This window comes from Pinisolibacter sp. DMC100, assembly GCF_056313705.1.
Genome location: NZ_JBQUZT010000001.1, coordinates 1,302,008 through 1,325,415 on the forward strand (window position 1 = coordinate 1,302,008; position 23,408 = coordinate 1,325,415).

Consider the following 23,408-nt stretch of genomic DNA (forward strand, 5'->3'; position numbering starts at 1 on the left):
TCCCCATGGCGACCCCGACCGATCCCAACGCCGCCGAGATGCTCCGCCTGCTGGCGGAAGTCGGCATCGACACGCCCGAGGCGCTCGCCGAGCTGCTCGGAGGCGCCGACGCCGAAGCCGGCGACGAGCTTTCCGCCTTCGACCCGACCGCCGAACTCGTCGCGCTGTTCCAGCGCGAGACCGAGGCCGAGATGGTCGAGCCGTCGATCCTGCTGCCGGCCGATCTCTTCCTGGACACCGCCGGCGAGGACATCCGCCGCCGCCTGTTCCTGACGACGGACGCGGAGGGCCAAGAGCTCTGCCTGCGTCCCGACTTCACCATTCCGATCTGCCGCCACTATCTCGAGACCGGCGCCGCCGGCCGTGAGGCCGCACTCGGCTATTTCGGTCCGGTGTTCCGTCAGCGCGCCGACGAACCGGCGGAGTTCCTCCAGGCCGGCATCGAACTCTTCGGCAACGAGGATCGCGCCGCGGCCGACGCCGACGTGCTGGCGCTGGCGCTCGAGGCGGCGACGCTGTTCGCCCTCGACGAGCCGATCGTCAAGATCGGCGACGAGGGTCTGTTCCTGGCGCTGCTCGACGGGCTCGGCCTCGCCGCTCCGCTGCGCCGTCGCCTGCGCGGCCTCTTCGGCACGCCCGAGCGGCTCGTCGCCACCATCCGTCGCCTGTCGGCGGGCGAGGGCGCCGACGAGGCGATCCGCCATGCCGGCATCCTCGGCGCGCTCGCGGGCTCGAAGCCCGAGGAGGCGCGCAGCCTCGTCGAGGATCTGCTCGGCCTCGCCGGCATCGCCACCGTCGGCGGCCGCACCGCCCACGAGATCGCCGAGCGGTTCCTCGAACGCGCCGCGGTCGCCTCGGCCGGCGGCCTGACGCCGGAGGCGGCGGGGGTGCTGACGCGCTATCTCGCGCTCGAGACCTCGCCGGAACGCGCGGTCGACGCGCTCGACGCCTTCCAGCGCGAGGTCGGCCTCGACATCGCGCCGGCGATCGACCTCTTCGCCCGCCGCAACGAGGCCTTCCGCGACTGCGGCATCGGCCTCGACCGTCCGACGTTCCGCGCCGACTTCGGCCGCAACCTCGACTACTACACCGGCTTCGTCTTCGAGATGCGCGATCCCGATCGCGCCGGCTCGGTCGGCGCCGACAAGCCGGTGATCGGCGGCGGTCGCTACGACGGCCTGCTGGAGCGGCTGGGATCGACCACGCCGGTCGCCGCCTGCGGCTTCTCGATGTGGCTCGATCGCCTCGGCATCGGCGGCTACGGCCAGGAACTGGGAGATCGCCCGTGACCGATCTGATCATCGCCGTGCCCTCCAAGGGCCGGCTGCAGGAAAACACCAACGGCTTCTTCCAGCGCGCCGGCCTCGCCGTGCTGCAGCCGGGCGGCGAGCGCAACTATCGCGGCCGCCTCGGCGGCATCGACGGCGTCGAGATCGCCTTCCTCTCGGCCTCCGAGATCACCAAGGAAGTCGCCGCCGGCAACGTCCACTTCGGCGTCACCGGCCTCGACCTCGTCCACGAGAACGTCGCCGACTGGTCGTCCAAGGTCCATCTCGTCGCCGAGCTCGGCTTCGGCTTCGCCGACGTCGTGGTGGCGGTGCCGCAGGCCTGGATCGACGTCGTGACCATGGCCGACCTCGGCGACGTCGCGGCCGAGTTCCGCGCCCGCCACGGCCACCAGCTGCGCATCGCGACCAAGTATCTCAACACGACGCGCCGCTTCTTCGCCGAACACGGCATCTCCGACTATCGCAACGTCGAGAGCCTCGGTGCCACCGAGGGCGCGCCGGCCTCCGGCGCGGCGGAAGCGATCGTCGACATCACCACGACGGGCTCGACGCTGAAGGCCAACGCCCTGAAGATCCTGACCGACGGCGTGATCCTGAAGAGCCAGGCCCATCTCGTCGCCTCCAAGACGGCGGCGTGGACCGACGATCACCGCGCCCGCGCCCGCACCATCCTCGATCGCGTCGCCTCCGAGGCCCGCGCCCGGCGGACCCGCGAGCTGCGCTGCGCCGTGAGCGACGCCGCCGTCGCGGTGGCGACCGCCGCCCGTTTCGGCGCCACCGCGCCCTTCGGCGTGCCGGCGGCGGGCAGCCCGCTCGTCCTCCATGTGCCCGCCAAGCAGGTGGCGGCACTGGCCGACGCGCTGCGGGTCGAGGGGGCGACCATGGTGACGGTGGCGGCGGTCGACTGGATCTTCGCGCCGGAAAACGAGATGGCCGACGCGCTCGAGGCGGCGCTCGGCTGATCGCCCGGAGTGTGTGACGCCCGCCGCTTCAGCCGACGAAGCGGCGGAGCGGGCGCAGCCGCGTCATACCCCACACGACGCCGACCGACAGGGCGATGATCACCGCCGCCGCCGCGATGCGCGGCAGGAGCCCGGCCGTGCCCTCGCCGAGCGAGCGGTGACGGCTCAGCGTGTCGAAGACGATGATGAAGACGCCGTGGACGCAGTAGAGCCCGAGCGTCCAGCGCCCGATCGGCGCCAGCCGCCGCGCGAGCCCGGCCGGCATGTGGCCGATCGCCAGCATCGTCACGGCGACCGACCACAGGACGGTGCCGAAGACCATGTCGACGCCGGCCTGCTGCGGCGGGCAGTCGGCCCACAGTGCGCTCTGGACATATGACCGCTCGACGAGCTGCAACGCCCATCCGGCGGCCGCCAGCGCGATCAGCGTCGGCGCGCCGATCCGTCGCCACGCCGTCGTCGAGCCGAGGACGTGGCCGAGGCAGAGGAAGAACAGCCAGTAGACCGGACTGTCGCGCAGCATCGGCAGCCGCGTCGCCGGGGCCTCCGCGCCGATCGCCGCCATCGGCCCGGGCAGCAGATCGTAGGGCCCGATCGCCAGCCCGGCGAGAAGGGCCGCGACCGCCACCGTCAGCACCACCGGACGCCGCATCACCGCCATGCCGAGGAGGAAGACGGCGCAGGTCGCCAGCATCCACGGGATGTACCAGAGATGAAAGGCGAAACCGCCGTCGATCGGGATCCGCGCGAGCTCGCGCAGGAAGTCGGCGCCGAAGGGCGCGTCGCCGCGCTTCCACGCCGCCGCCGCCCGCATCGCCTGGAACACGACTTCCCAGAACAGGAACACCGGCACCAGATGGACGACGCGTCGCCGGATGTCCTCCGACGGCCGGCGGGACGAATGCGCCAGCATCATGCCGGCGATCATGAAGAAGGCGGGGACGGCGAAGCGGCTGGTGCCGTCGATCGCCAAGTGCCAGAGCGTCGCGTCGCAATAGCGATTGGGCATGACGTGGAGCAGGACCACGGCCGTGAAGCCGAGGAACCGCGTCGCATCGACGGCGTCGTCGCGCGCGTGCGGGGAGGGTACGTCGTCGGACATGGCGGACGCCATCGCGTTCAGGCGGCTTCGGCGGTCTCGGCTTCGGCCTCGGGGTCGGCGAGGACGGTGCGATCGCGCCCGTTCTTCTTGGCACGATAGAGCGCCTTGTCGGCCGCCGCCAGGAATCCGTCGGCCGACTGGCCGGGATGCCACTGGGCGACGCCGGCGCTGGCCGAGACGGTTCCGTCCATTTCACGCAGCCGGATGCGCCCGATCGCCGCCCTGAGCCGCTCGGCGACGCGGAAAGCGTCGTCGAGGGTGCATTCGTCGAGCAGGACGACGAATTCTTCGCCGCCGTAGCGTGCCACCGTGTCGTGACGCGACACATTGGCGCGCAGCACGCCGGCGACGCGGGCGAGCACCCGGTCGCCGATCGGATGGCCGAAGGCGTCGTTGATGCGCTTGAAGTGATCGAGATCGATGAAGACCGCGGTCAGCGCCGTGCCTTCGCGGCCGGCCCGCTCGATGGCGGAGCCCAGACGCTCGCCGAGCAGGCGGCGATTGCCGATGCCGGTCAGCGGGTCGGTCTGCATCAACTGTTCGAGCTCGGCGGTGCGGCGCGCGACCTCCGCCTCGAGCTCGCGGTTGGCGATGCTCAGCATCTCTTCCGAGCGCTTGATGGCGGTGATGTCGACGGCCGAGGCGATCAGCCCCATGAATGTGCCGGCCGAATCCCAGCGCGGCAGGACGCGCTCGAGCACCCAGCACCATTCGCCGTCCGCCCGTCGCAGACGGTATTCGATCTCGCCCGAACCACGGACGGCCACCAGCGTCCCGATGCGGTCGTGATAGGCCTCGCGGTCGTCCGGGTGGACGTAGGCACACCACTCGCAGTCCTGCGCGTCGCCGTCTTCGAGACCGACGAAGCTCGACCAGGCGCGATTGACGTAACCGCGCGTGCCCTTGGGGTCGCAGATCCAGATCATCGCCGGCGCATAGTCGGAGACCAGACGGAAGCGTCGCTCGGTCTCGCCGAGCGCGGCGATCAACACCTGTTCGATGCTCGGCCCCGCGGTCGGGTCGTGGGCGTCGTGTTCGGCCTTCAGCGCCTGGCTGATCTTGCGATCGGAGCCGAGAATGTGGGAGACGAGCCAGGTGACGAGGAACTCCAGCACCTGCTCCGAGACGTCGGCGCGCAGGAGGTCGTCGCGCTTGGCGATCTCGCGCACCTTCTCGACGAAGCCGCGATGTGATTTGCGGTGGCGCTCCTTCTCGCTCTCGGAGAGCGGAGCATCCGCCATGATCTGTTCTTCGTCTTCGAAATGCTGCGCCGCATAGTCGGTGAGTTCGCCGATCAACGCCTCGACGTGCGGCAGCCGCCCCCCCTCCGCGATGGCGGTGGCGAGACGGTTGATCAGATCCACCAGTTTGCGATGCTGCTCGTCGATCAGCGGAATACCGATCTCGAAGCTGGCATTCCAATAGAAGAACTCCACGACGTCATTCCTCCCCGGTCGGTTCGAGGTGGGTCGCCCCTCGTCGTCGATCGGTCGATGAGCGATCTTGGTGCCGGAGAGTTGCCAATTCCTTGTCGCGAAAGGCGACAATCTAGTTTTCGACGTGTTTGGGCTGCGACGCGCTGTCGCGGAATGTCACGTGCCGCGCTGATTTCAGCGACGGCGCAAGACTTTATCCGACGGATTTGCGCATACGTCCAGAAACGGCATTGATCGAAACTCGATTTACTTCGCGTCAGTGTGTTGACTTCAGCAATGAAAAAGTGGCGGCGTCGCCGCCGCCACTCGCCTCAAAGTCGTGACTGGTCGGGATCACCCTGCAACGACAGGTTTGTCCCACTTGAGTTTCGGCGCGCGGGCCGCCCGCGTCTCGTCGAGACGGCGGCGCGGCGCAAAGCGCGGCGCCTGGGCGAATCGCGCCGTCTCGCCGCGCTTCGCCGCCATGACGAGGTCGCGCAACGTGGCGGCGAAGAGATCGAGCGAGGCCTTCGATTCGCTCTCGGTCGGCTCGATCAACATGGCGCCGTGGACGACCAGCGGGAAGTACATGGTCATCGGGTGGTAACCCTCGTCGATCATCGCCTTGGCGAAGTCGAGCGTGGTCACACCGGTCCCTTCCAGGAAGCGGTCGTCGAACAACACTTCGTGCATCGAGGGATGATCGGGGAAGGCGACCGTCATCAGGTCCGAAAGGCATGCCCTGAGATAGTTGGCCGACAGCACCGCGTCCTCCGACGCCTGCCGGAGCCCGTCGGCGCCGTGGCTGAGCATGTAGGCGAAGGCGCGGGTGAACATGCCCATCTGGCCGTGGAAGGCGGTGAGCCGGCCGTAGGGCGTCTCGCCGGCGGCCACCGAGGAGGGATCCTCGACCAGCTTCGGCCGCCCGCCCTCGATCCGCACGAAGGGATAGGGCGCGAAGGCGGCGAGCCGCTCGGAGAGCACCACCGGACCGGCACCCGGCCCGCCGCCGCCGTGCGGCGTCGAGAAGGTCTTGTGCAGGTTGATGTGCATGGCGTCGACGCCGAAGTCGCCCGGGCGCACCTTGCCGACGATGGCGTTGAAGTTCGCGCCGTCGCAGTAGAAGTAGCCGCCCGCCTCGTGGATCGCCGCGGCGATCTCCGCCACCTCCGGCTCGAAGATGCCGCAGGTGTTGGGGTTGGTCAGCATGATCGCGCCGACGCGGTCGTCGATCGCCGCCTTCACGTCGGTGACCGCCACCGTCCCGTCGGCACGCGCCGGAACCGCCTTCACCTCGAAGCCGATGAGGGCCGCCGTCGCCGGATTGGTGCCGTGGGCGCTCTCGGGGACGAGGACGACCGGCTTGTCGAGGCCGCGGGCCCGCAGCGCCGCCTTGATCGCCATCATGCCGGCGAGTTCGCCGTGGGCGCCCGCCTTGGGGCTCATGGCGACGGCCTTCATGCCGGTCAGCTCGACCAGCCAACGGCCGACCTCGGCGACGAGTTCCAGCGCGCCCTCGACGGTCGAGACCGGCTGCAGCGGATGGACGTCGGCGAAGCCCGGCAGCCGCGCCATCTTCTCGTTGAGCCGCGGATTGTGCTTCATCGTGCAGGAGCCGAGCGGATAGAGCCCGGCATCGATCGAATAGTTCCGCCGCGACAGCCGCACGTAGTGGCGCACCGCCTCCGGCTCGGCGAGGCCGGGCAGATCGAGCGGCAGCCTGCGGGCATGGGTGCCGAGGCGGGACTTCGCGCCCTTCGGCGCCGGCAGGTCGACGCCGGTGACGTTCGGACGGCCGATCTCGAAGATCAGCCCCTCCTCGACGTCGAGGGCGCGGTTGCCGGTGAAGGTGCCGACCGGAGCGGCGGTTTCGCTGACCTCTTCGGGGCGGGTCGGACGGCCCTTGTCGTTGAGCGCCATGTCTCGTTCCCCTCTCAGATCGCTTCGGAGATCGCGGCGACGAGCGCGGCGCGGTCGTCGGCGGTGGTGGTCTCGGTGACGGCGACGATCAGCAGATCGTCGAGCCCGGCGCCCGGCATCAGCCGCGACACCGGCACGCCGGCGATGATGCCGTCGTCCTTCGCCAGCTTCTCGACGAGAGCGGCGGCGTTCGTCGGCAGCTTCACCGTGAACTCGTTGAAGAACGTGTCGTTCAGCACCTCGACGCCGGGGATGTTGCCGAGCGCATCGGCGACCTCGATCGCCGCCTCGTGGTTCAGCGTCGAAAGCCGGGTGAGGCCCGCTTCGCCGAGCAGCGTCAGGTGGATCGAGAAGGCCAGCGCGCAGAGCCCGGCGTTGGTGCAGATGTTCGACGTCGCCTTCTCGCGGCGGATGTGCTGCTCGCGGGTCGACAGCGTCAGCACGAAGCCGCGCTTGCCCTCGGCGTCGACCGTCTCGCCGCAGAGCCGGCCCGGCATCTGGCGGACGTATTTCTGACGCGTCGCGAAGAGGCCGACGTAGGGACCGCCGAAGCCGAGCGGATTGCCGAGCGACTGCCCTTCGGCGACGACGATGTCGGCGCCCTGCGCCCCCGGCGGCTCGATCGCGCCGAGCGAGACGACTTCGGTGACGACCGCCACCAGCAGCGCGCCGACCGCATGCGCCTTCTCGGCGACGGGGGCGAGATCGACGATGCGGCCGAAGACGTCGGGCGACTGGACCACTACGCAGGAGGTCTCGCCGTCGATCGCCGAGAGGAGATCCTCGCCGCCGCCGACGTCCGGCGCGAGCCGCACGACGCTGTCGCCGGCCATGTCGGAGAGCGTGGCGATGACCTCCGCATAGTGCGGATGCAGCCCGCCCGAGACGACCGCCTTGCGGCGCCTGGTGACGCGATGGGCCATCAGCACGGCCTCGCCGGTGCCGGTCGAGCCGTCGTACATCGAGGCGTTGGCGACCTCCATGCCGAGGAGATTGGCCACCTGCGTCTGGAACTCGAAGAGGACCTGCAGCGTGCCCTGGGTGATCTCGGGCTGATACGGCGTGTAGGAGGTGAGGAACTCCGAGCGCTGGATCAGGTGATCGACGGTGGCCGGCACGTGATGGCGGTAGGCGCCGGCGCCGCAGAAGAACGGCACCGAGCCGGCGACGACGTTGCGGCCCGCCATGCGGGCCATGATGCGCTCGACCTCCATCTCGCCCTTGGCGCGGGGAAGGTCGGGCAGGGCGGCGATGAGCTCGTCGGCCGGCACGTCGGCATAGAGCGCGTCGATGGTCTCGACGCCGATCCGCGCCAGCATCTCGGCACGATCGCCGTCGGTCAGGGGCAGGTAGCGCATGGAAGGGCCTCTGCGGCTCGAATGAGGAGGACCGGGCGGGGAGCCGCGGCCGGTGTTTCCGAGGGAATGGGGGGCGATCGATCACCCCTGTTCGACTTCACCCTGAGGTGCCCGGCAGAGCCGGGCCTCGAAGGGCGAAGGCGACGACGGGCCCTGCCACTCGGCCCTTCGTCCTTCGAGGCTCGCTTGCGCTCGCACCTCAGGATGAAGGGCCTCCGCGAAAGGCACGAACGAGACGATCGCCCCTCGTCCTCACAGCGTCTGGACGAAGGCCTCGTAGGCCGCCTCGTCCATCAGCTCGGAGGTGTCGACACCCGCCGCGAGCTTCATCTTGAGGAACCAGCCGTCGGTCTCCGGCTCGAGGTTGACGAGGCCCGGATCGTCGGCGAGCCGGGTGTTCGCCTCGATCACCGTGCCGTCGAGCGGCGCATAGACCTCGCTCGCCGCCTTGACGGACTCGACGACCGCCGCCTCGCCGCCCTTGGAGAGCATCTTGCCGGCGTCCGGCAGTTCGACGAAGACCACGTCGCCGAGCTGTTCCTGGGCATAGGTGGTGATGCCGACCGTGGCGACGTCGCCGTCGATGACGATCCACTCGTGGTCCTTGGTGTAGAGCTTCATGGATGTTCTCCGGTGGAGGTGTCAGCGGCGGAAACGCGCCGGGACGAAGGGAAGAGCGACGACGCGGGCCGGCAGAGCCTTGCCGCGTACGATGAGATCGAGATCGGTGCCCGGCATCGACTGCGTCAGCGGCACGTAGCCCATGGCGACCGGCCCCTCGACGGTCGGCCCGAAGCCGCCGGAGGTGACGACGCCCACGACCGTGCCGTCCTTCGTGGCGATCTCCGCCCCCTCGCGCGCCGGCTGACGGCCGGCGACGAGCAGGCCGACGCGCACCCGCGACGGCCCCTCGGCGAGTTCGCGCCGGATGCGCGCCGCGCCCGGGAAGCCGCCCTCGACGCGGCGGCGCTTCTGGATCGACCAGGAGAGCCCGCCCTCGATCGGCGAGGTGGTGGTGTCGATGTCGTGGCCGTAGAGGCAGAGCCCGCCCTCGAGGCGGAGCGAATCGCGCGCGCCGAGACCGATCGGCTTCACCCGCGGATCCTGAAGCAGCAGATCCCACAGGCGGACGACGTCGGAGCCGGCGACGGAGATCTCGAACCCGTCCTCGCCGGTGTAGCCCGAGCGCGAGACGAGGATCGGCACGCCGGCGATCGTGTGGGCGGCGACGTCCATGAAGCGCATCGCGCCGACCTCGGCGCCGAGCGCTTCGAGCACGCCTTCCGCCTCGGGGCCCTGGAGGGCCAGCAGCGCCTTGTCGTCGTAGGTCTCGAGCCGCACGTTCGCCGGCAGGTTCGCGGCGATGTGGGCCCAGTCGGCCGCCTTGCAGGCGGCGTTGACGACGAGGAGGATCCGCCCGTCGGCGCCGGTCTCGCGCGAGAACATCAGGTCGTCGAGGATGCCGCCTTCGGCGTTGAGCAGCTGCGAATAGCGCTGGCGGCCTTCGCCGACGTTCAGCACGTCGGCCGGCACCAGCGCCTCGAGCGCCTTGGCGGTGGTGGCGTGGTCGGGGCCGACGAGGGCGCCCTGGCCCATGTGGGAGACGTCGAAGAGGCCGGCGTGTTCGCGGGTCCAGGCGTGCTCGGCGATGATGCCGGTCGGGTACTGGACCGGCATGAGATAGCCGGCGAAGGGCACCATCCGCGCGCCGAGGGCGACGTGCGAGGCGGCGAGCGGGGTCTCGAGAACGGCGGTATCGGCGGAAGAAGCCATCGGGCGCACTCCGGAATTCGACTCGTGGGGCGGCGATCGGATCGAACGATCCGCTCGCGCCCCCTCTGTCGGACGACCTGAGAGTTTCCCGGCGGCCAGTGCCTCGTGAGGCAGGGCTTTCCGGTTACGCCTTCGGTGAGGCAGCGGGCGAACCCGTGCCTGCTTTCCAGAGTGTCGCTCGCCCCCGCGGTCCTTGGGCCTGAGAGTTTCCGGGGCGGTTTCTCCTTCGGCGCCGGACATCCTCTCGCGAGGGTTCCGGGCTCTCCCGCCGGGGCAGTGCGCGCGGGTCCGAAGACCCGTTCGCCACGGGGCGCGACGTGACCCCGATCCATCGAGCGATAGAGAAGCGCGGGCCTTGCGTCAACGCCCGATCCGTCGGGCGTCGCGCATTTTCGCGGCATTACGCCCGTCGCTTCGGCTCAGCCCTTCGTCGGGACGCGCGCCGGCTTCTTCGGCTTGCCGCCGACGTCGCCCTTGCCGTCGAGACCGACGTAGATGGTGACGGCCTGGCTCTCCGCGACCGAGAGGGTGATTCCCTCGTCGACGATCGAGAACAGCGCCGAATAGTCGGGCGCCTGCACCGTCGCCTGGGTGGTGGTGAGCTTGGAATAGAACACCTTGTCACCCGCGGTGACGGCGACGCGGACCGGGATGGTCACCGTGCCGGTCGCCGCACTCTTGCCGGCGAGCACGCGGCCGGCGACACCGACGCGCACCCTGATGCCGCCGCCGGGCGCCTCCTCGCAGTCGCGCGCCACGCGCTGGACCGAGGCCTGGAAGCGGACCGCGTCGAGGTTGCCGGGCTTGCCGGCCTCGAAGATCGGCATGAACTCGGTGCCTTCGCGCACCATCGCCTCGGGGCAGACCGGCGTCGCGGCGAAGAGCGCGGGGTCGACCTCCTTCGGCTGGTTCAGTGTGCCGGAGAGCATCTTGGCGGGCGAGAAGCTCGAGCCGATGCTGTCGCTGGTGCCGCAGCCCGAGAGCGCCAGCACGGCGAGGAGCGCCGGAGAGGCGAGGAGAATGCGGGCACGACCGAACATCGTCTTGTGCCGGAGAGACATGATACGCGGCTCCCGTTCGTCGCTTGGAAGGGCGAGGACGCCTTCCATAGCATCGCCGCGCCGGCCTCGCCACGGTCATTCGCCGCGAAGGCACGTCGTCGGTCTTCGGATCGTCCCGAAGCGACCCGGCGTGTCCTTGACAGCGGGGCGCCCGCTCCCTCTATTCCCGGGACCTTCCCGCCCCGTCGGAGATCCGCATGGCGACCGAGCCCCCGCTGGAGATTCTTCTCGCCTCCCCGCGCGGTTTCTGCGCCGGCGTCGACCGCGCCGTGCAGATCGTCGAGCGGGCGCTCGCCATCCACGGCGCGCCGGTCTACGTCCGCCACGAGATCGTCCACAACCGCCATGTCGTCGACGGGCTGAAGCGCCGCGGCGCCATCTTCGTCGAGGAACTCGACGAGATTCCCGATCGCAGCCGCCCGGTGGTCTTCTCCGCCCATGGCGTCCCGAAGTCGGTGCCGGAGACGGCGGAACGGCTCGGCCTGTTCTCGCTCGACGCCACCTGTCCGCTGGTGACCAAGGTCCATCGCGCCGCCGAACAGCACCACGAGCGCGGCCGTCACGTCTTCCTGATCGGCCATACCGGTCACCCGGAAGTGATCGGCACCATGGGTCAGCTGCCCGAGGGCGCGGTGACGCTGGTCACCTCGACCGAGGATGCCGAGACCGTCGTGCCGCCCGCGGGCCGTGAGATCGCCTACACGACGCAGACGACGCTGTCGGTCGACGACACCGCGGCGATCGTCGACGTGTTGCGCCGCCGCTTCCCCGCGATCCACGGGCCGCATCGCCAGGACATCTGCTACGCCACCACCAACCGCCAGGAGGCGGTCAAGGCGGTGGCGCCGCGGGTCGAGGCGATGATCGTCGTCGGCGCGCCCAATTCGTCGAACTCGCAGCGCCTGCGCGAGGTCGCCGAGCGCCAGGGTTGCCGCGCCGTGCTGATCCAGCGCGCCGCCGACATCGACTGGTCGGTCTTCGAGGGCGTCGACCGCCTCGGCATCACCGCCGGCGCCTCGGCGCCGGAAGTGCTGGTCGAGGAGGTGATCGACGCCTTCGCCGCGCGCCGCGAGGTCCGCGTGGAAACCGTGGTGGCGGCCGAAGAGACCGTCGTCTTCAATCTCCCCAAGGGCCTGCGCGACGACGCGGCCGGTGCCGAGGACTGATCCCGTGGCCGTCTACACCGAAGTCTCCGACGAGGATCTCGACGCCTTCGTCGCCGGGTACGACATCGGCCGGGTGCTCTCCTGCAAGGGCATCGCCGAGGGCGTGGAAAACTCCAACTACCTGCTCCACACCGAGAGCGGCAACTTCATCCTGACGCTCTACGAGAAGCGGGTCGATCCGAACGATCTGCCCTTCTTCCTCGGGCTGATGGACCATCTCGCCGCCCGCGGCCTCGGCTGTCCGCTGCCCGTCCATGCCCGCTCCGGCGCGACGCTCGGCGAGCTCGCCGGCCGACCGGCGGCGATCGTCACCTTCCTCGAGGGTCAGTGGGTGCGGCGCCCGACGGCGCGCCACTGCGGCCTGCTCGGCGAGGCACTGGCGAAGATGCATCTCGCCGGCCGCGACTTCGGTCTGCGCCGGCCGAACGCCCTGTCGATGCCGTCGTGGCGGCCGCTGTGGCAGCGCTCGGCGGCGCGGGCCGACGAGGTCTCGGCCGGGCTCGGCGCCGACATCGAGGCCGAACTCGCCGTGCTCGAGCACGACTGGCCGAAACCGAGCGCGCTGCCCTTCGGCGTCATCCATGCCGATCTCTTCCCCGACAACGTCTTCTTCCTGAGGGACGAACTGTCGGGCCTGATCGACTTCTACTTCGCCTGCGACGACGCGCTCGCCTACGACGTGGCGGTGTGCCTGAACTCGTGGTGCTTCGAGCAGGATCTGTCGTTCAATCTGACCAAGGGCCGCGCCTTCCTCGCCGCCTACCAGGCGGTGCGGCCGCTCGAGCCGGCGGAAGTCGAGGCACTGCCGCTGCTCGCCCGCGGCTCGGCGCTGCGCTTCCTGCTGACCCGGCTCTACGACTGGCTGAACGTGCCGCCCGGTGCGCTGGTCAAGCCGAAGGACCCGCTCGAATACCATCGCAAGCTGCGCTTCCACCGTTCGATCTCCGGCGCCGCCGGCTACGGGCTCGAACGATGAGCGAGGCGGAGACCGCGACCGACGTGGTGCGCATCCACACCGACGGCGCCTGTTCCGGCAACCCCGGCCCGGGCGGCTGGGGCGCGCTGATCGAATGGCGGGGCAGGGTCAAGGAGCTGAGCGGCGGCGAGGCCGACACCACCAACAACCGTATGGAGATGATGGCCGCCATCGCCGCGCTGGAGACGCTGACGCGCCCCTGCACCGTCGAGCTGACCACCGATTCCAACTACCTCAAGGGCGGCATCACCGGCTGGATCCACGGCTGGAAGAAGAACGGCTGGAAGACCGCCGACAAGAAGCCGGTCAAGAACGTCGACCTGTGGCAGCGCCTCGAGGCGGCGATCGAGCGCCATCGTGTCAGCTGGCACTGGGTCAAGGGCCACGCCGGCCACGCCGAGAACGAGCGTGCCGACGAACTCGCCCGCGAAGGCATGGCGCCCTACAAGACGCCGCGGTGAGCGGGGCGGACCGGAGGCCGATGCTCTCTGCCTGTCGCGGAGACCCTTCATCCTGAGGTGCCCGGCAGAGCCGGGCCTCGAAGGGCGAAGGGTCGAGTGGCACCGCCCGTCGGAGCTTCGCCCTTCGAGGCCCGATCTTGCGATCGGGCACCTCAGGGTGAAGCCGAACAGAGGTGACGGACGGGAACGCCGTCCGCCCCGTCTCAGAGCTTGCCGAGCATGCAGGCGCCGCCGGTGAGCTCGATCGTGCCGGGCTTCTCCTCGAGCGCGAGGTCCTTCACCACGCCGTCGACCACCAGCATCGAATAGCGCTGCGAGCGCAGGCCGAGGCCGGCGGCGATGGCGTCGAGCGTCAGCCCGACCGCGTCGGCGAAGACGCCGGAGCCGTCGGCGAGGAACAGGATCTTGCCGTCGGCGGCATTGGCCTTCGACCAGGCATCCATCACGAAGACGTCGTTGACCGCCGTGCAGGCGATGGTGTCGACGCCCTTGGCCTTGAGCGCGTCGTGATTGGCGAGATAGCCCGGCAGATGGGTCTTCGAGCAGCCGGGCGTGAAGGCGCCGGGCACCGCGAAGAGCGCCACGGTCTTGCCCTTGAACACCTCGTCGGTGGTGATGGCGGTCGGTACGCCGTCGATCATGGTCTTGAAGGTCACGGCGGGCAGTCGGTCGCCGACGGCGATGGTCATGGGTGTCTCCTCTCGGGCAAAGTATCGGAAGATGCGTTGGACCTAGGGCGCACCCCCGCCGCCGTCCAGCCGCACCATCTGTTCGACGGCGCGCGCGCCCGATCGCAGGGTGAAGCGCAGGTCGGTCGCCGCGATCGAGGCCCCCTTCGGCACGCCGTCGACGACGAAGCGCCAGTGTTCGCGTGTCCCCGTCGACCCGTCGCGGCGCGGCAGGGGCAGCGCCCATTCGGCGGTCGGCCCTTCGACCAGCACGTCCTCCTCGCCGCCGCCGGGCGGCATGGCGACCTCGACGACGACCGTCTCGCGTTGTCCGGAGGCCTCGCGGCGGGCCGAGACGACGCGCGGCAGGGTTCCCGCATCGGCCGCGACCGGCACCCGCGCCATCGCCGCCGATATCACCGCGGCGGCGGCCGCATCGGGCGCGGCATTCGGGGAAATCGTCGCCTCGAGCCGGGTCTCGAAGGGCATGCAGATGTCGTGGCAGAGGCCGATCATCACCTCGATCACCAGCTTGCCGGGCCTCGAGGGATCGGCGAGCGCCGTGTCGATCGGCAGCACCACCGACTTCGTGTAGCCGATCGCCGTCAGCCCCGCTTCGTCGAAGCGCTCGGGCACGGGATAGCGCACCGCGACCGGAGCGAGCCCGGTCGAGCCGCCGGTGTCGAAGGTCGGCGGAATGCCGGCGTCTCCGGGTGTCCGCCAATAGGTCTTCCAGCCCTCCGGCAGGTCGACGGCGATGCCGGCCGAGATCTTCCCTCCGGCGATGCCGGCGACGAGCAGGCGCACGTTCGCCTCGGCGGCGAGCGCGGCGGATGGGGAGGCGAGGGCGAGGAGGAGTGCGAGGCGGAGGAAGCGGGGCATGGACACTCTGCATGATCGGTCGCGGACCCTAGCGCGTCGCCGCGCTCGCGTCTCCTCACGTCGTCGCGGGAGAGGCGCGAGGCGACGTGATCGTCCCTCGGTCCGCCTGCCCTTGTTCCGCCCCGGTCGCGAGGTTAGATTCGCGGCATGGGTCGCCGCCGGCGATCGCAGCGAGACGAGGTTCATGACGGTCGAAGAGAGCCGGTTTCTCGGCGGAAAGATCCTGATCGCCATGCCCGGGATGAGCGACGAGCGCTTCGAGCGCACGCTCGTCTACCTCTGCGCGCACTCCGAAGAGGGCGCGATGGGGGTGATCATCAACCGCCCGGCCGACCATGCCTCCTTCCCCGATCTCCTGGTCCAGCTCCAGATCGTCGACGAGGCCGAGCGCATTGGCCTGCCCGATCAGGTCCGCGCCATGAAGGTGCAGACCGGCGGCCCGGTCGAGACCACCCGCGGCTTCGTCCTGCATTCCTCCGACTGGCAGGTCGAGGATTCGACCCTGACCATCGACGAGCGCTTCTCGCTGACGACCACGCTCGAGGTCCTGAAGGCGATCGCCGAGGGGCGCGGCCCGAAGAAGGCGATGCTGGCGCTCGGCTATGCCGGCTGGTCGGCCGGTCAGCTCGAGAGCGAGATCCAGTGGAACGGCTGGTTGCACTGCGCCGCCGAGCCCGAACTGGTGTTCGATCCCGACCTCGACCACAAGTACGACCGGGCACTCAAGTCGATCGGCATCGACATCGGCCTCCTGTCGCGCGAAGCCGGCCACGGCTGATTTTCGCGCCCTTCCGTCGATTTCGCCGTCTCATGGATCACGCCGCGCTTGCCCGACGGCGGGGCGCGGCCTAGTGTCCCGCCTCGCCGCCGACGAGCGTCGCGGCTCGGCGAATTCGACGAGGAAGTTCGATCCGTGCGTTACGTCTCCACCCGCGGCGAGGCCCCCGGCCTCGGTTTCTCCGACGTGCTGCTCGCAGGCCTCGCCCGCGACGGCGGCCTCTACGTGCCCGAGACCTGGCCGACCTTCGCGCTCGGAGAGATCGCCGACCTCGCCGGCAAGAGCTACGCCGAGGTCGCCTTCCGCGTCATCTCGCGCTTCACCGGCAACGACATTCCCCACGACGTGCTGCGGGCGATGATCGAGGACGCCTACGGCTCGTTCCACCACGCCGCCGTGACGCCGCTCTCCCAGCTCGCCGCCAACCACTTCCTGCTCGAGCTCTCCCACGGGCCGACGCTCGCCTTCAAGGACGTGGCGATGCAGTTCCTCGGCCGGGTCATGGACCACGTGCTGGGGCTGAAGAACGAGCGCGCCACCATCGTCGGCGCCACCTCCGGCGACACCGGCGGCGCGGCCATCGAGGCCTTCCGCGGCCGCGAGCGGGTCGACGTCTTCATCATGTATCCGCACGGCCGCGTCTCCGACGTCCAGCGCCGGCAGATGACGACCGTCGGCGACGAGAACGTCCACGCGATCGCGCTGGAAGGTACGTTCGACGACGCCCAGGGCATCCTCAAGGGGATGTTCAACCACTTCTCGTTCCGCGATCGGATCCGCCTGACCGGCGTCAATTCGATCAACTGGGCGCGGGTGGTGGCGCAGGTCGTCTATTACTTCTACGCCGCCTGCGCGCTCGGCGCGCCGACCCGCAAGGTGTCCTTCACGGTGCCGACCGGCAATTTCGGCGACATCTTCGCCGGCTTCGTCGCCAAGAAGATCGGCCTGCCGATCGAGAAGCTCGTCATCGCCACCAACGTCAACGACATCCTCCACCGCACCCTCGAGACCGGCGTCTACGAGCTGCGCGAGGTGATCGCCTCGCAGTCGCCGTCGATGGACATCCAGGTGTCGTCGAACTTCGAGCGTCTGCTGTTCGAGGCGATGGACCGCGACGGCGCCGCCGTCGGTGCGCTGCTCGGCGGGCTCGGTCAGGCCGGCTCCTTCACGGTGCCCGAGGCGGCGCTTGCCGCCATCCGCGCCGACTTCGCCTCCGGCCGCACCGACGAGGCCGAGACCGCGGCGACCATCGCCCGCATCCGCGCCACCACCGGCGAGCTGATCGATCCGCACACCGCGGTCGCGGTCGCCGTCGCCGAGCGGTTCCTCACCGACGACGTGCCGATGATCACGCTGTCGACCGCCCATCCCGCCAAGTTCCCCGACGCGGTCGAGGCGGCGAGCGGCGTCCGGCCGGGTCTGCCGGTCTGGCTCGCCGACCTGATGGAGCGGACCGAGAAGTTCGAGGTCGTCGCCGCCGACCTCCTCGCCGTGGAGCGTTTCGTCGAGGAACGTTCGCGCGCGGTGCACGTCTGATCGCAGGAGGGCCGGGCCGAGCATGACCGTCGAGGTGACGAAACTGGCGAGCGGGCTCACCGTCGCCACCGAGCGAATGCCCCATCTCGAGACCGCGACGCTCGGCGTCTGGGTCGGCGCCGGCTCGCGATCGGAACGTCCGCACGAACACGGCATCTCGCACCTGCTCGAGCACATGGCCTTCAAGGGCACGACCACCCGTTCTGCCCGGCGCATCGCCGAGGAGATCGAGGCGGTCGGCGGCGAGATCAACGCCGCGACCTCGATCGAGAACACCTGTTTCTACGCCCGTATCCTCGCCGACGATCTGCCGCTGTCGGTCGACATTCTCGCCGACATCCTGACCCGCTCGGTCTTCGACCCGGAAGAACTGACGCGCGAGTGCCACGTCGTCCTCCAGGAGATCGGCGCCGCCGACGACGCGCCCGAGGATCTGGTCTTCGACCTCCTCCAGGAACAGGCCTTCCAGGGCCAGCCGATCGGCCGCCCGATCCTCGGCACGCCCGAGACCGTCGCCTCCTTCGGCCGCGACCATCTCGCCGCCTATCTCGACCGCCACTACCGCACCGAGAACGCGGTCGTCGCCGCCGCCGGCCGCGTCGATCACGACGAGGTGGTGCGGCTGGTGACGGAGCGCTTCGCCGATCTGCCGACCGGCGCGACGCCGGGCGACGAGCCGGCGACCTGGACCGGCGGCGAGGTGCGCGAGGTGCGCGATCTCTCCGAGGCGCAGATGACGCTCGCCTTCGAGGGCCGCCGCTACGCCAGCGAGGACCATCACGCCGCCCAGGTGCTGGCGACGGTGCTCGGCGGCGGCATGTCGAGCCGCCTGTTCCAGGAGATCCGCGAGAACCGCGGTCTCTGCTACTCGATCTCGGCCTTCCACTGGGGCTATCGCGAGACCGGCCTCTTCGGCATCCACGCCGCCACCGGCGAGGACGACCTCGGCCGCCTGATGGAAGGCGTCGCCGACGAGATCGCCCGCACCGTCGCCTCGATCGACGACGCCGAGGTCGCCCGCGCCAAGGCGCAGATGCGCGCGGGGCTGCTGATGAGCCTCGAGAGCCCGGTGTCGCGCGCCTCGCAGATCGCCCGTCAGATGCTGATCTGGGGCCGCCCGCTGACTACCCGCGAGACGCTCGATCGCATCGAGGCTGTCGACCGGGCACGCGTCTCGCGCCTCGCCGCCGAGATCTTCCTCGGCGCGGCGCCGACGCTGGCGCTGGTCGGTCCTGTCGACGGCGCCATGGACGCGAGCGCCTTCGCCGCACGCCTCGCCGGGCGGGCCTGAGACGGGGAGGGCGGGTCATGAGCCTCTTCCGCGTCGATCCGTCCGAACTCCTGCCGACGCTCCGCGGTCCGACCGTGACGCTGCGCGGGCCGGACGTCGCCGACCATGCGGAATGGCGGGCGCTGCGCCACGCCTCGCGCACCTTCCTCGAGCCGTGGGAACCGACCTGGGGCGAGGACGACCTGCTGCGCCGCGCCTATGCCCGCCGTCTGGTGCGCTGGTCGAACGAGATCCGCGACGGCACCGCCCAGCCCTTCTTCCTGTTCTCGCGGGTGACCGGCGAGCTGCTCGGCGGCGTCACGCTGGCGCAGGTGCGTCGCGGCGTCACCCAGGCCGGCACCATCGGCTACTGGATGGGCGAGGCCCATGCCGGCCGCGGCCACATGAGCGAGGCGGTGATGCTGCTCGCCCGCCACGCCTTCGGCACGCTCGGCCTCCATCGTCTCGAAGCCGCCTGCCTGCCCGAGAACACCCGCTCGATTCGGCTCCTCGAAAAGGTCGGATTTCGCCGTGAAGGTCTGGCGCGTGCCTATTTGTGCATCGCCGGCCGTTGGCGCGACCACGTTTTGTGGGGACTGCTGCACGACGATCCGGTGCCCGCCCGCGCCGAAGACCCCGCCGACCTCTCCTCGGTGGGTATCGGGCGCGAATCGCTTGTCGACCGAACCTCCGGTCGGTAACACTCGCATGAGATTCCCGCGCGCTGGGGCGCATGGGCGAGGGAAGGAACGGTCCTTGAAGGTCCTGCGCACGATCGCCTTCGTGCTGATGGCGGCTCTCGTGGTCGTGCTCGCGCACGCCCCGTCGGCTCTCGCCGTCGAAGCCATCACCGTTCCGCAGGATGTTCCGGCCCTCGACCTGACCCATGCCGTCGAGATGCGGCTCGGCGCCGGCGACCGTCTCCAGGTCTCCACCGCCCCCGGCGCCGACGGCATCGTCCGCCGTATCGAGGTGCGCGCCACGCAGGCCGGCGACACCGACTGGGTCGTCTTCGCACTCAAGAACAATTCCGACGAACAGATCGACCGTCTGATCGTCGCGCCCTTCTTCCGTCTCGCCGGCTCCGGCGTGCTGTCGCCCGATCTCGGTTCGTCGCGCATCGCCTCGATCTCGACGTCGCAAGGGTTGGCGCCGGAACGCCAGATCAACGCCGAGGCCGATTCCTTCCTCATCACCCTCGACCCGCGCGCGGTGGTGACGGTGGTGATGGAACTGCGCGGCCCCCGCCTGCCCAAGCTCGTGCTGTGGGAGCCCGAGGCCTACAAGGACAGCGTCAACGCCTACACGCTGTTCCGCGGCATCATCCTCGGGATCTCGGGGCTGCTGGCGCTGTTCCTGACCATCCTCTTCGTGGTCAAGGGCTCGGCCATGTTCCCGGCGACCGCCGCCATGGCCTGGGCGGTGCTGGCCTATCTGTGCATAGACTTCGGCTTCTGGGACAAACTGTTCCGCCTGCAACCGGGCGCCGATCAGGTCTATCGCGCCGGCGCCGAGGTGATGCTGGCGACGACGCTGGTGCTGTTCCTCTACGCCTATCTCAATCTCAACCGATGGCACGTCAGCTACAGCCACATGGTGGCCGCCGCCGTGCTGGTGCTGCTCGGCCTGCTCGGCGTCGCGGTGATCGACCCGTCGATCGCCGCCGGCCTCGCCCGCATCGTGCTCGCCGTCCTCGCGGTGATCGGCGCCGGCCTCGTCGCCTGGCTCGCCGCCCACGGCTACGACCGCGCCATCATGCTGATCCCGACCTGGGTGCTGCTGATCGCCTGGCTGATGGCCGCCGGCCTCGCGGTGTCGGGCGGCATCGACAACGACGCGGTCCAGCCGGCGCTCGCCGCCGGCCTCGTGCTGATCGTCATGCTGATCGGCTTCACCGTGATGCAGCACGCCTTCGCCGGCGGCGTCGTCGCCCAAGGGGCGACCGGCGAGACCGAGCGACGGGCGCTGGCGCTGGTCGGCTCCGGCGACATGGTGTGGGACTGGGACGTGATGCGCGACCACATCTGGGCGAGCCCGGAGGTGGAGGACCTGCTCGGCCTCGAGCCCGGCGCGCTGGAGAGCGCGGCGCGCGACTGGCTGGAGATCCTGCATCCCAAGGACCGCGATCCCTTCCGCTCGACCCTCGACGCAGTGGTCGAACAGCGTCGCGGCCGTGTCTCGGTGACCTTCCGCCTGCGCGCCCGCGACGGCCATTTCCGCTGGTTCAAGCTGCGCGCCCGGCCGGTCGTCGGTTCCGACGGCGAGGTGGTGCGCTGCGTCGGCACGCTGCTCGACGAGACCGACGTGCACAATGCCGAGGAACGGCTGCTGCACGACGCCGTCCACGACAACCTGACCGGCCTGCCCAACCGCGAACTGTTCTTCGACCGCATCTCCTCGGCGATCGTCCGCGCCCGCGCCGAGGGCATCGGCCGTCCGTCGATCATCATCGTCGACATCGACCGCTTCAAGAACGTCAACGACAGCCTGGGGCTCTCGATCGGCGATTCGATGCTGCTGACCGTCGCCCGCCGCCTCGCCCGCCAGATGAAGCCGCAGGACACGCTGGCCCGCATCGACGGCGACCAGTTCGGCGTCGTCGTCATCTCCGAGACCGAGCCGGAGCGCATCGCCGCCTTCGCCGACGGCATCCGCCGCGCGCTGAAGACGCCGATCACGCTGGGCGAACGCGAGGTCTTCCTCACCACCTCGATCGGCGTCGCCATCTGGGACGGCACGGCGAAGAAGGAGGACGATCTCGTCAAGGACGGCGAGATCGCCATGTATCACGCCAAGCGCCTCGGCGGCGACCGCATCGAGGTCTTCCGGCCCTCGCTCCGCCAGCACGCCGTCGACACGCTGGCGATCGAGTCCGACCTGCGCCGCGCGCTCGAGCGCGAGGAGATCAAGGTCCTCTTCCAGCCGATCATCGCGCTCGCCGACGAGTCGATCGCCGGTTTCGAGGCGCTGGTGCGCTGGGATCACCCCAAGCGCGGCCGTCTCGGCGCCGGCGAGTTCATCTCGATCGCCGAACGCTCCGGCCTGATCATCCCGCTCGGCCTGCTGGTGCTCGAGAAGGCGGCCCGCCAGCTCTCCCACTGGCAGGAGGAGTTCGGCTCCGACCTCGGCATCTTCGTCTCGGTCAACGTGTCGTCCCGCCAGTTGCTGCGTCACGACCTGATCAACGACGTGAAGGCGGTGCTCTCCCGCGTCGACGTCACCCGCGGCACGCTCAAGATCGAGGTCACCGAGAGCCTCGTCATGGAGAACCCGGAATATGCCGCCAAGGTGCTGGAGCGCATCAAGGAGCTCGGCGCCAGCCTCGCCCTCGACGACTTCGGCACCGGCTATTCCTCGCTCTCCTACCTGCAGCGCTTCCCCTTCGACAGCATCAAGATCGACCAGTCCTTCGTTCGCGGCGCGGCCAAGGACCAGCCGGTGCTGCTGCGTTCGATCGTGACGCTCGCCCACGACCTCGGCATGAGCGTCATCGCCGAGGGCGCCGAGACCCGCGCCGACGTCGAGATGCTGCAGCGTCTCGGCTGCGAGTCGGCGCAGGGCTTCGTCTGGGGCGAACCGATGACCGCCGAGGAAGCCCGCCGCTTCATCTCCCGGACCTCGCGCGTCGCGGCGCAGTGAGGCCTCACTCCGCCGCCGCGAATCCTTCGTCGCGCCGGCGCTCGGCGCGCAGGCGGAACCAGAAGACCACCAGCGAGGCGATCGACAGGCCGTACCAGGTGATCGCGTAGCCGAGGTGGTTGTCGGAGAAGGCGAGCCGCGTCTCGCCCGCCTGCGGCAGGCCGGAGGGCGGCGTCGCGCCGACGCCGGCGTCGATCGAGTAGGGCAGGGTCCGGTCGACCGGCAGCCCGACCGCCGCCGACAGAGATCGCGCGTCGCGCACGAAGAAGCTGCGCTTGGCCGGCTGGTCCGGCGGCATGAAGAAACCGCGCGTCTCCGGCCGACGGGCCAGGCCCTCGATCACCGCGGTGCCTGCGGCCGGCGCCGCCTCGGCCCTTCGGCCGGCCGGCACGAAGCCGCGGTTGACCCAGACGAAGCTGCCGTCGGCGCGTTCCACCGGCGTCACCACCCAGACGCCCGGTCCGCCGAAGCGGCCACGCGGTGAACCGACCAGGGCATCGACCGTCACCTCGAGATCGCCGCGCCAACGCCCCTCGACCCGCATCAGCGTGTAGTCGACCGCCTCGTCGTCGCTCGCCAGCGCCGCGCCGAGCGGCGGTGCCGGGATCGCCGGGGCGGCGGTGCGGGCGCGGATCGTCTCGATCAGCGCGTGTTTCCAGGCGAGGCGCTGCATCTGCCAGGTGCCGAGACCGGCGAGAACGCCCGAGACGAGGAGCGTCGCGGCGCCCGCCATCCACCGACCACGGTTGGTCATGGCCGATCCTCCTCGGTTGCGGCCCGCGTGCGGCCCTCGGCGGCCTTGTTCTTCCATTGCAGCACCACGGCGAGCGCCTTGACGGGTCGCAGCAGCAGCAGCGACAGGCCGATCACCGACGGCACCCACAGCACCGCGTGGACCCAGTAGGGCGGGGCGAGCTTCACCTCCGTCACCAGCGCCGCCGTGACGACGACGGCACCGACGATCAGGATGACGAAGACCGCCGGCCCGTCGCCGGTGTCGGCGCGCTTCAGGTCCTGGCCGCAGACGGTGCAGGCCGGTGCCACCGCGAGCCACCCCGCGAACAGCCGACCCTCCCCGCAGCGCGGGCAGCGTGCGAGGAGGACGGTGCGCAGAAGCGACGGGGTCGCGGGATCTGCGTGGTCGACGGCCAA

General features: G+C 70.1%; 21 protein-coding genes and 2 riboswitches. Of the genes, 10 read left to right on the forward strand and 11 right to left on the reverse strand.

Going from position 1 to position 23,408, the window contains the following annotated elements; all coding sequences use genetic code 11:
• Positions 1-5 precede the first annotated feature (5 nt).
• Both ACT541_RS05975 and hisG read left to right on the forward strand, forming a co-directional pair.
• The gene (locus ACT541_RS05975; protein WP_476135056.1) at positions 6-1,289 is read left to right on the forward strand and encodes an ATP phosphoribosyltransferase regulatory subunit; all 1,284 of its coding nucleotides are present in this window, start codon (positions 6-8) and stop codon (positions 1,287-1,289) included.
• Positions 1,286-2,251 (forward strand): ATP phosphoribosyltransferase, encoded by a 966-nt coding sequence (gene hisG, locus ACT541_RS05980; protein WP_476135058.1) that lies wholly within the window; start codon positions 1,286-1,288, stop codon positions 2,249-2,251. Before ACT541_RS05975 ends, hisG begins: the two co-directional genes overlap by 4 nt.
• 28 nt (positions 2,252-2,279) lie before the next feature.
• Here hisG and ACT541_RS05985 read toward each other — a convergent pair whose 3' ends face one another.
• The 7 genes from ACT541_RS05985 to ACT541_RS06015 all read right to left on the reverse strand — a co-directional run bounded on the left by ACT541_RS05985 (position 2,280) and on the right by ACT541_RS06015 (position 10,880).
• Positions 2,280-3,353, reverse strand: coding sequence for an acyltransferase (locus tag ACT541_RS05985; protein ID WP_476135060.1), 1,074 nt, complete (start codon positions 3,351-3,353; stop codon positions 2,280-2,282).
• Between the two features lie 17 nt (positions 3,354-3,370).
• The gene (locus tag ACT541_RS05990; RefSeq protein ID WP_476135061.1) at positions 3,371-4,789 is read right to left on the reverse strand and encodes a bacteriohemerythrin; all 1,419 of its coding nucleotides are present in this window, start codon (positions 4,787-4,789) and stop codon (positions 3,371-3,373) included.
• 333 nt (positions 4,790-5,122) lie between these two features.
• Positions 5,123-6,688 carry an aminomethyl-transferring glycine dehydrogenase subunit GcvPB gene (gcvPB, locus tag ACT541_RS05995; protein ID WP_476135063.1) on the reverse strand — a complete coding sequence of 522 codons (1,566 nt, stop codon included), beginning with the start codon at positions 6,686-6,688 and terminating at the stop codon, positions 5,123-5,125.
• 14 nt (positions 6,689-6,702) lie between these two features.
• Positions 6,703-8,046 carry an aminomethyl-transferring glycine dehydrogenase subunit GcvPA gene (gene gcvPA, locus ACT541_RS06000; protein ID WP_476135065.1) on the reverse strand — a complete coding sequence of 448 codons (1,344 nt, stop codon included), beginning with the start codon at positions 8,044-8,046 and terminating at the stop codon, positions 6,703-6,705.
• 252 nt (positions 8,047-8,298) lie between these two features.
• Positions 8,299-8,667, reverse strand: a complete 369-nt coding sequence (gene gcvH / locus ACT541_RS06005) for a glycine cleavage system protein GcvH (protein ID WP_476135066.1) — start codon at positions 8,665-8,667, stop codon at positions 8,299-8,301.
• Between the two features lie 21 nt (positions 8,668-8,688).
• Positions 8,689-9,819, reverse strand: a complete 1,131-nt coding sequence (gcvT, locus tag ACT541_RS06010) for a glycine cleavage system aminomethyltransferase GcvT (RefSeq protein ID WP_476135068.1) — start codon at positions 9,817-9,819, stop codon at positions 8,689-8,691.
• Positions 9,820-9,874: 55 nt separating this feature from the next.
• Positions 9,875-9,996, reverse strand: a riboswitch (glycine riboswitch).
• A riboswitch (glycine riboswitch) is annotated at positions 9,997-10,097 on the reverse strand.
• 141 nt (positions 10,098-10,238) lie between these two features.
• On the reverse strand, positions 10,239-10,880 hold the full coding sequence (locus ACT541_RS06015; protein WP_476135070.1) for a hypothetical protein: 642 nt from the start codon (positions 10,878-10,880) through the stop codon (positions 10,239-10,241).
• Positions 10,881-11,077: 197 nt separating this feature from the next.
• Here ACT541_RS06015 and ispH point away from each other — a divergent pair, with 197 nt between their 5' ends.
• From ispH to rnhA, 3 genes are read left to right on the forward strand one after another with little or no spacing between them, the layout of a single operon-like run.
• A complete protein-coding gene (gene ispH, locus ACT541_RS06020) occupies positions 11,078-12,046 on the forward strand; it encodes a 4-hydroxy-3-methylbut-2-enyl diphosphate reductase (protein WP_476135071.1) in 969 nt (322 codons plus the stop codon).
• A gap of 4 nt (positions 12,047-12,050) precedes the next feature.
• Positions 12,051-13,022, forward strand: a complete 972-nt coding sequence (locus tag ACT541_RS06025) for a homoserine kinase (RefSeq protein ID WP_476135073.1) — start codon at positions 12,051-12,053, stop codon at positions 13,020-13,022.
• Positions 13,019-13,483 carry a ribonuclease HI gene (gene rnhA / locus ACT541_RS06030; RefSeq protein ID WP_476135075.1) on the forward strand — a complete coding sequence of 155 codons (465 nt, stop codon included), beginning with the start codon at positions 13,019-13,021 and terminating at the stop codon, positions 13,481-13,483. The genes ACT541_RS06025 and rnhA overlap by 4 nt, the downstream gene beginning before the upstream one ends.
• Positions 13,484-13,686: 203 nt before the next feature.
• On the opposite strand, the gene ACT541_RS06035 is transcribed toward rnhA, so the two are convergent.
• Together ACT541_RS06035 and ACT541_RS06040 are read right to left on the reverse strand one after the other, a co-directional pair.
• Positions 13,687-14,172 carry a redoxin family protein gene (locus ACT541_RS06035; RefSeq protein WP_476135077.1) on the reverse strand — a complete coding sequence of 162 codons (486 nt, stop codon included), beginning with the start codon at positions 14,170-14,172 and terminating at the stop codon, positions 13,687-13,689.
• A 42-nt stretch (positions 14,173-14,214) separates the two neighbouring features.
• A complete protein-coding gene (locus ACT541_RS06040; protein ID WP_476135078.1) occupies positions 14,215-15,033 on the reverse strand; it encodes a protein-disulfide reductase DsbD domain-containing protein in 819 nt (272 codons plus the stop codon).
• Positions 15,034-15,217: 184 nt separating this feature from the next.
• Between ACT541_RS06040 and ACT541_RS06045 the strand changes: the two genes are divergently transcribed.
• The 5 genes from ACT541_RS06045 to ACT541_RS06065 all read left to right on the forward strand — a co-directional run bounded on the left by ACT541_RS06045 (position 15,218) and on the right by ACT541_RS06065 (position 22,256).
• Positions 15,218-15,811 (forward strand): YqgE/AlgH family protein, encoded by a 594-nt coding sequence (locus ACT541_RS06045; protein WP_476135080.1) that lies wholly within the window; start codon positions 15,218-15,220, stop codon positions 15,809-15,811.
• A gap of 135 nt (positions 15,812-15,946) precedes the next feature.
• A complete protein-coding gene (gene thrC / locus ACT541_RS06050; protein WP_476135082.1) occupies positions 15,947-17,347 on the forward strand; it encodes a threonine synthase in 1,401 nt (466 codons plus the stop codon).
• Positions 17,348-17,369: 22 nt separating this feature from the next.
• Positions 17,370-18,638, forward strand: a complete 1,269-nt coding sequence (locus ACT541_RS06055; RefSeq protein ID WP_476135083.1) for a M16 family metallopeptidase — start codon at positions 17,370-17,372, stop codon at positions 18,636-18,638.
• Positions 18,639-18,655: 17 nt separating this feature from the next.
• A complete protein-coding gene (locus ACT541_RS06060; protein ID WP_476135085.1) occupies positions 18,656-19,318 on the forward strand; it encodes a GNAT family N-acetyltransferase in 663 nt (220 codons plus the stop codon).
• Positions 19,319-19,406: 88 nt separating this feature from the next.
• Positions 19,407-22,256, forward strand: coding sequence for an EAL domain-containing protein (locus tag ACT541_RS06065; RefSeq protein ID WP_476136047.1), 2,850 nt, complete (start codon positions 19,407-19,409; stop codon positions 22,254-22,256).
• A gap of 4 nt (positions 22,257-22,260) precedes the next feature.
• On the opposite strand, the gene ACT541_RS06070 is transcribed toward ACT541_RS06065, so the two are convergent.
• Both ACT541_RS06070 and ACT541_RS06075 read right to left on the reverse strand, forming a co-directional pair.
• A complete protein-coding gene (locus tag ACT541_RS06070) occupies positions 22,261-23,010 on the reverse strand; it encodes an SURF1 family protein (protein WP_476135087.1) in 750 nt (249 codons plus the stop codon).
• A complete protein-coding gene (locus ACT541_RS06075; protein WP_476135089.1) occupies positions 23,007-23,408 on the reverse strand; it encodes a DUF983 domain-containing protein in 402 nt (133 codons plus the stop codon). The genes ACT541_RS06070 and ACT541_RS06075 overlap by 4 nt, the downstream gene beginning before the upstream one ends.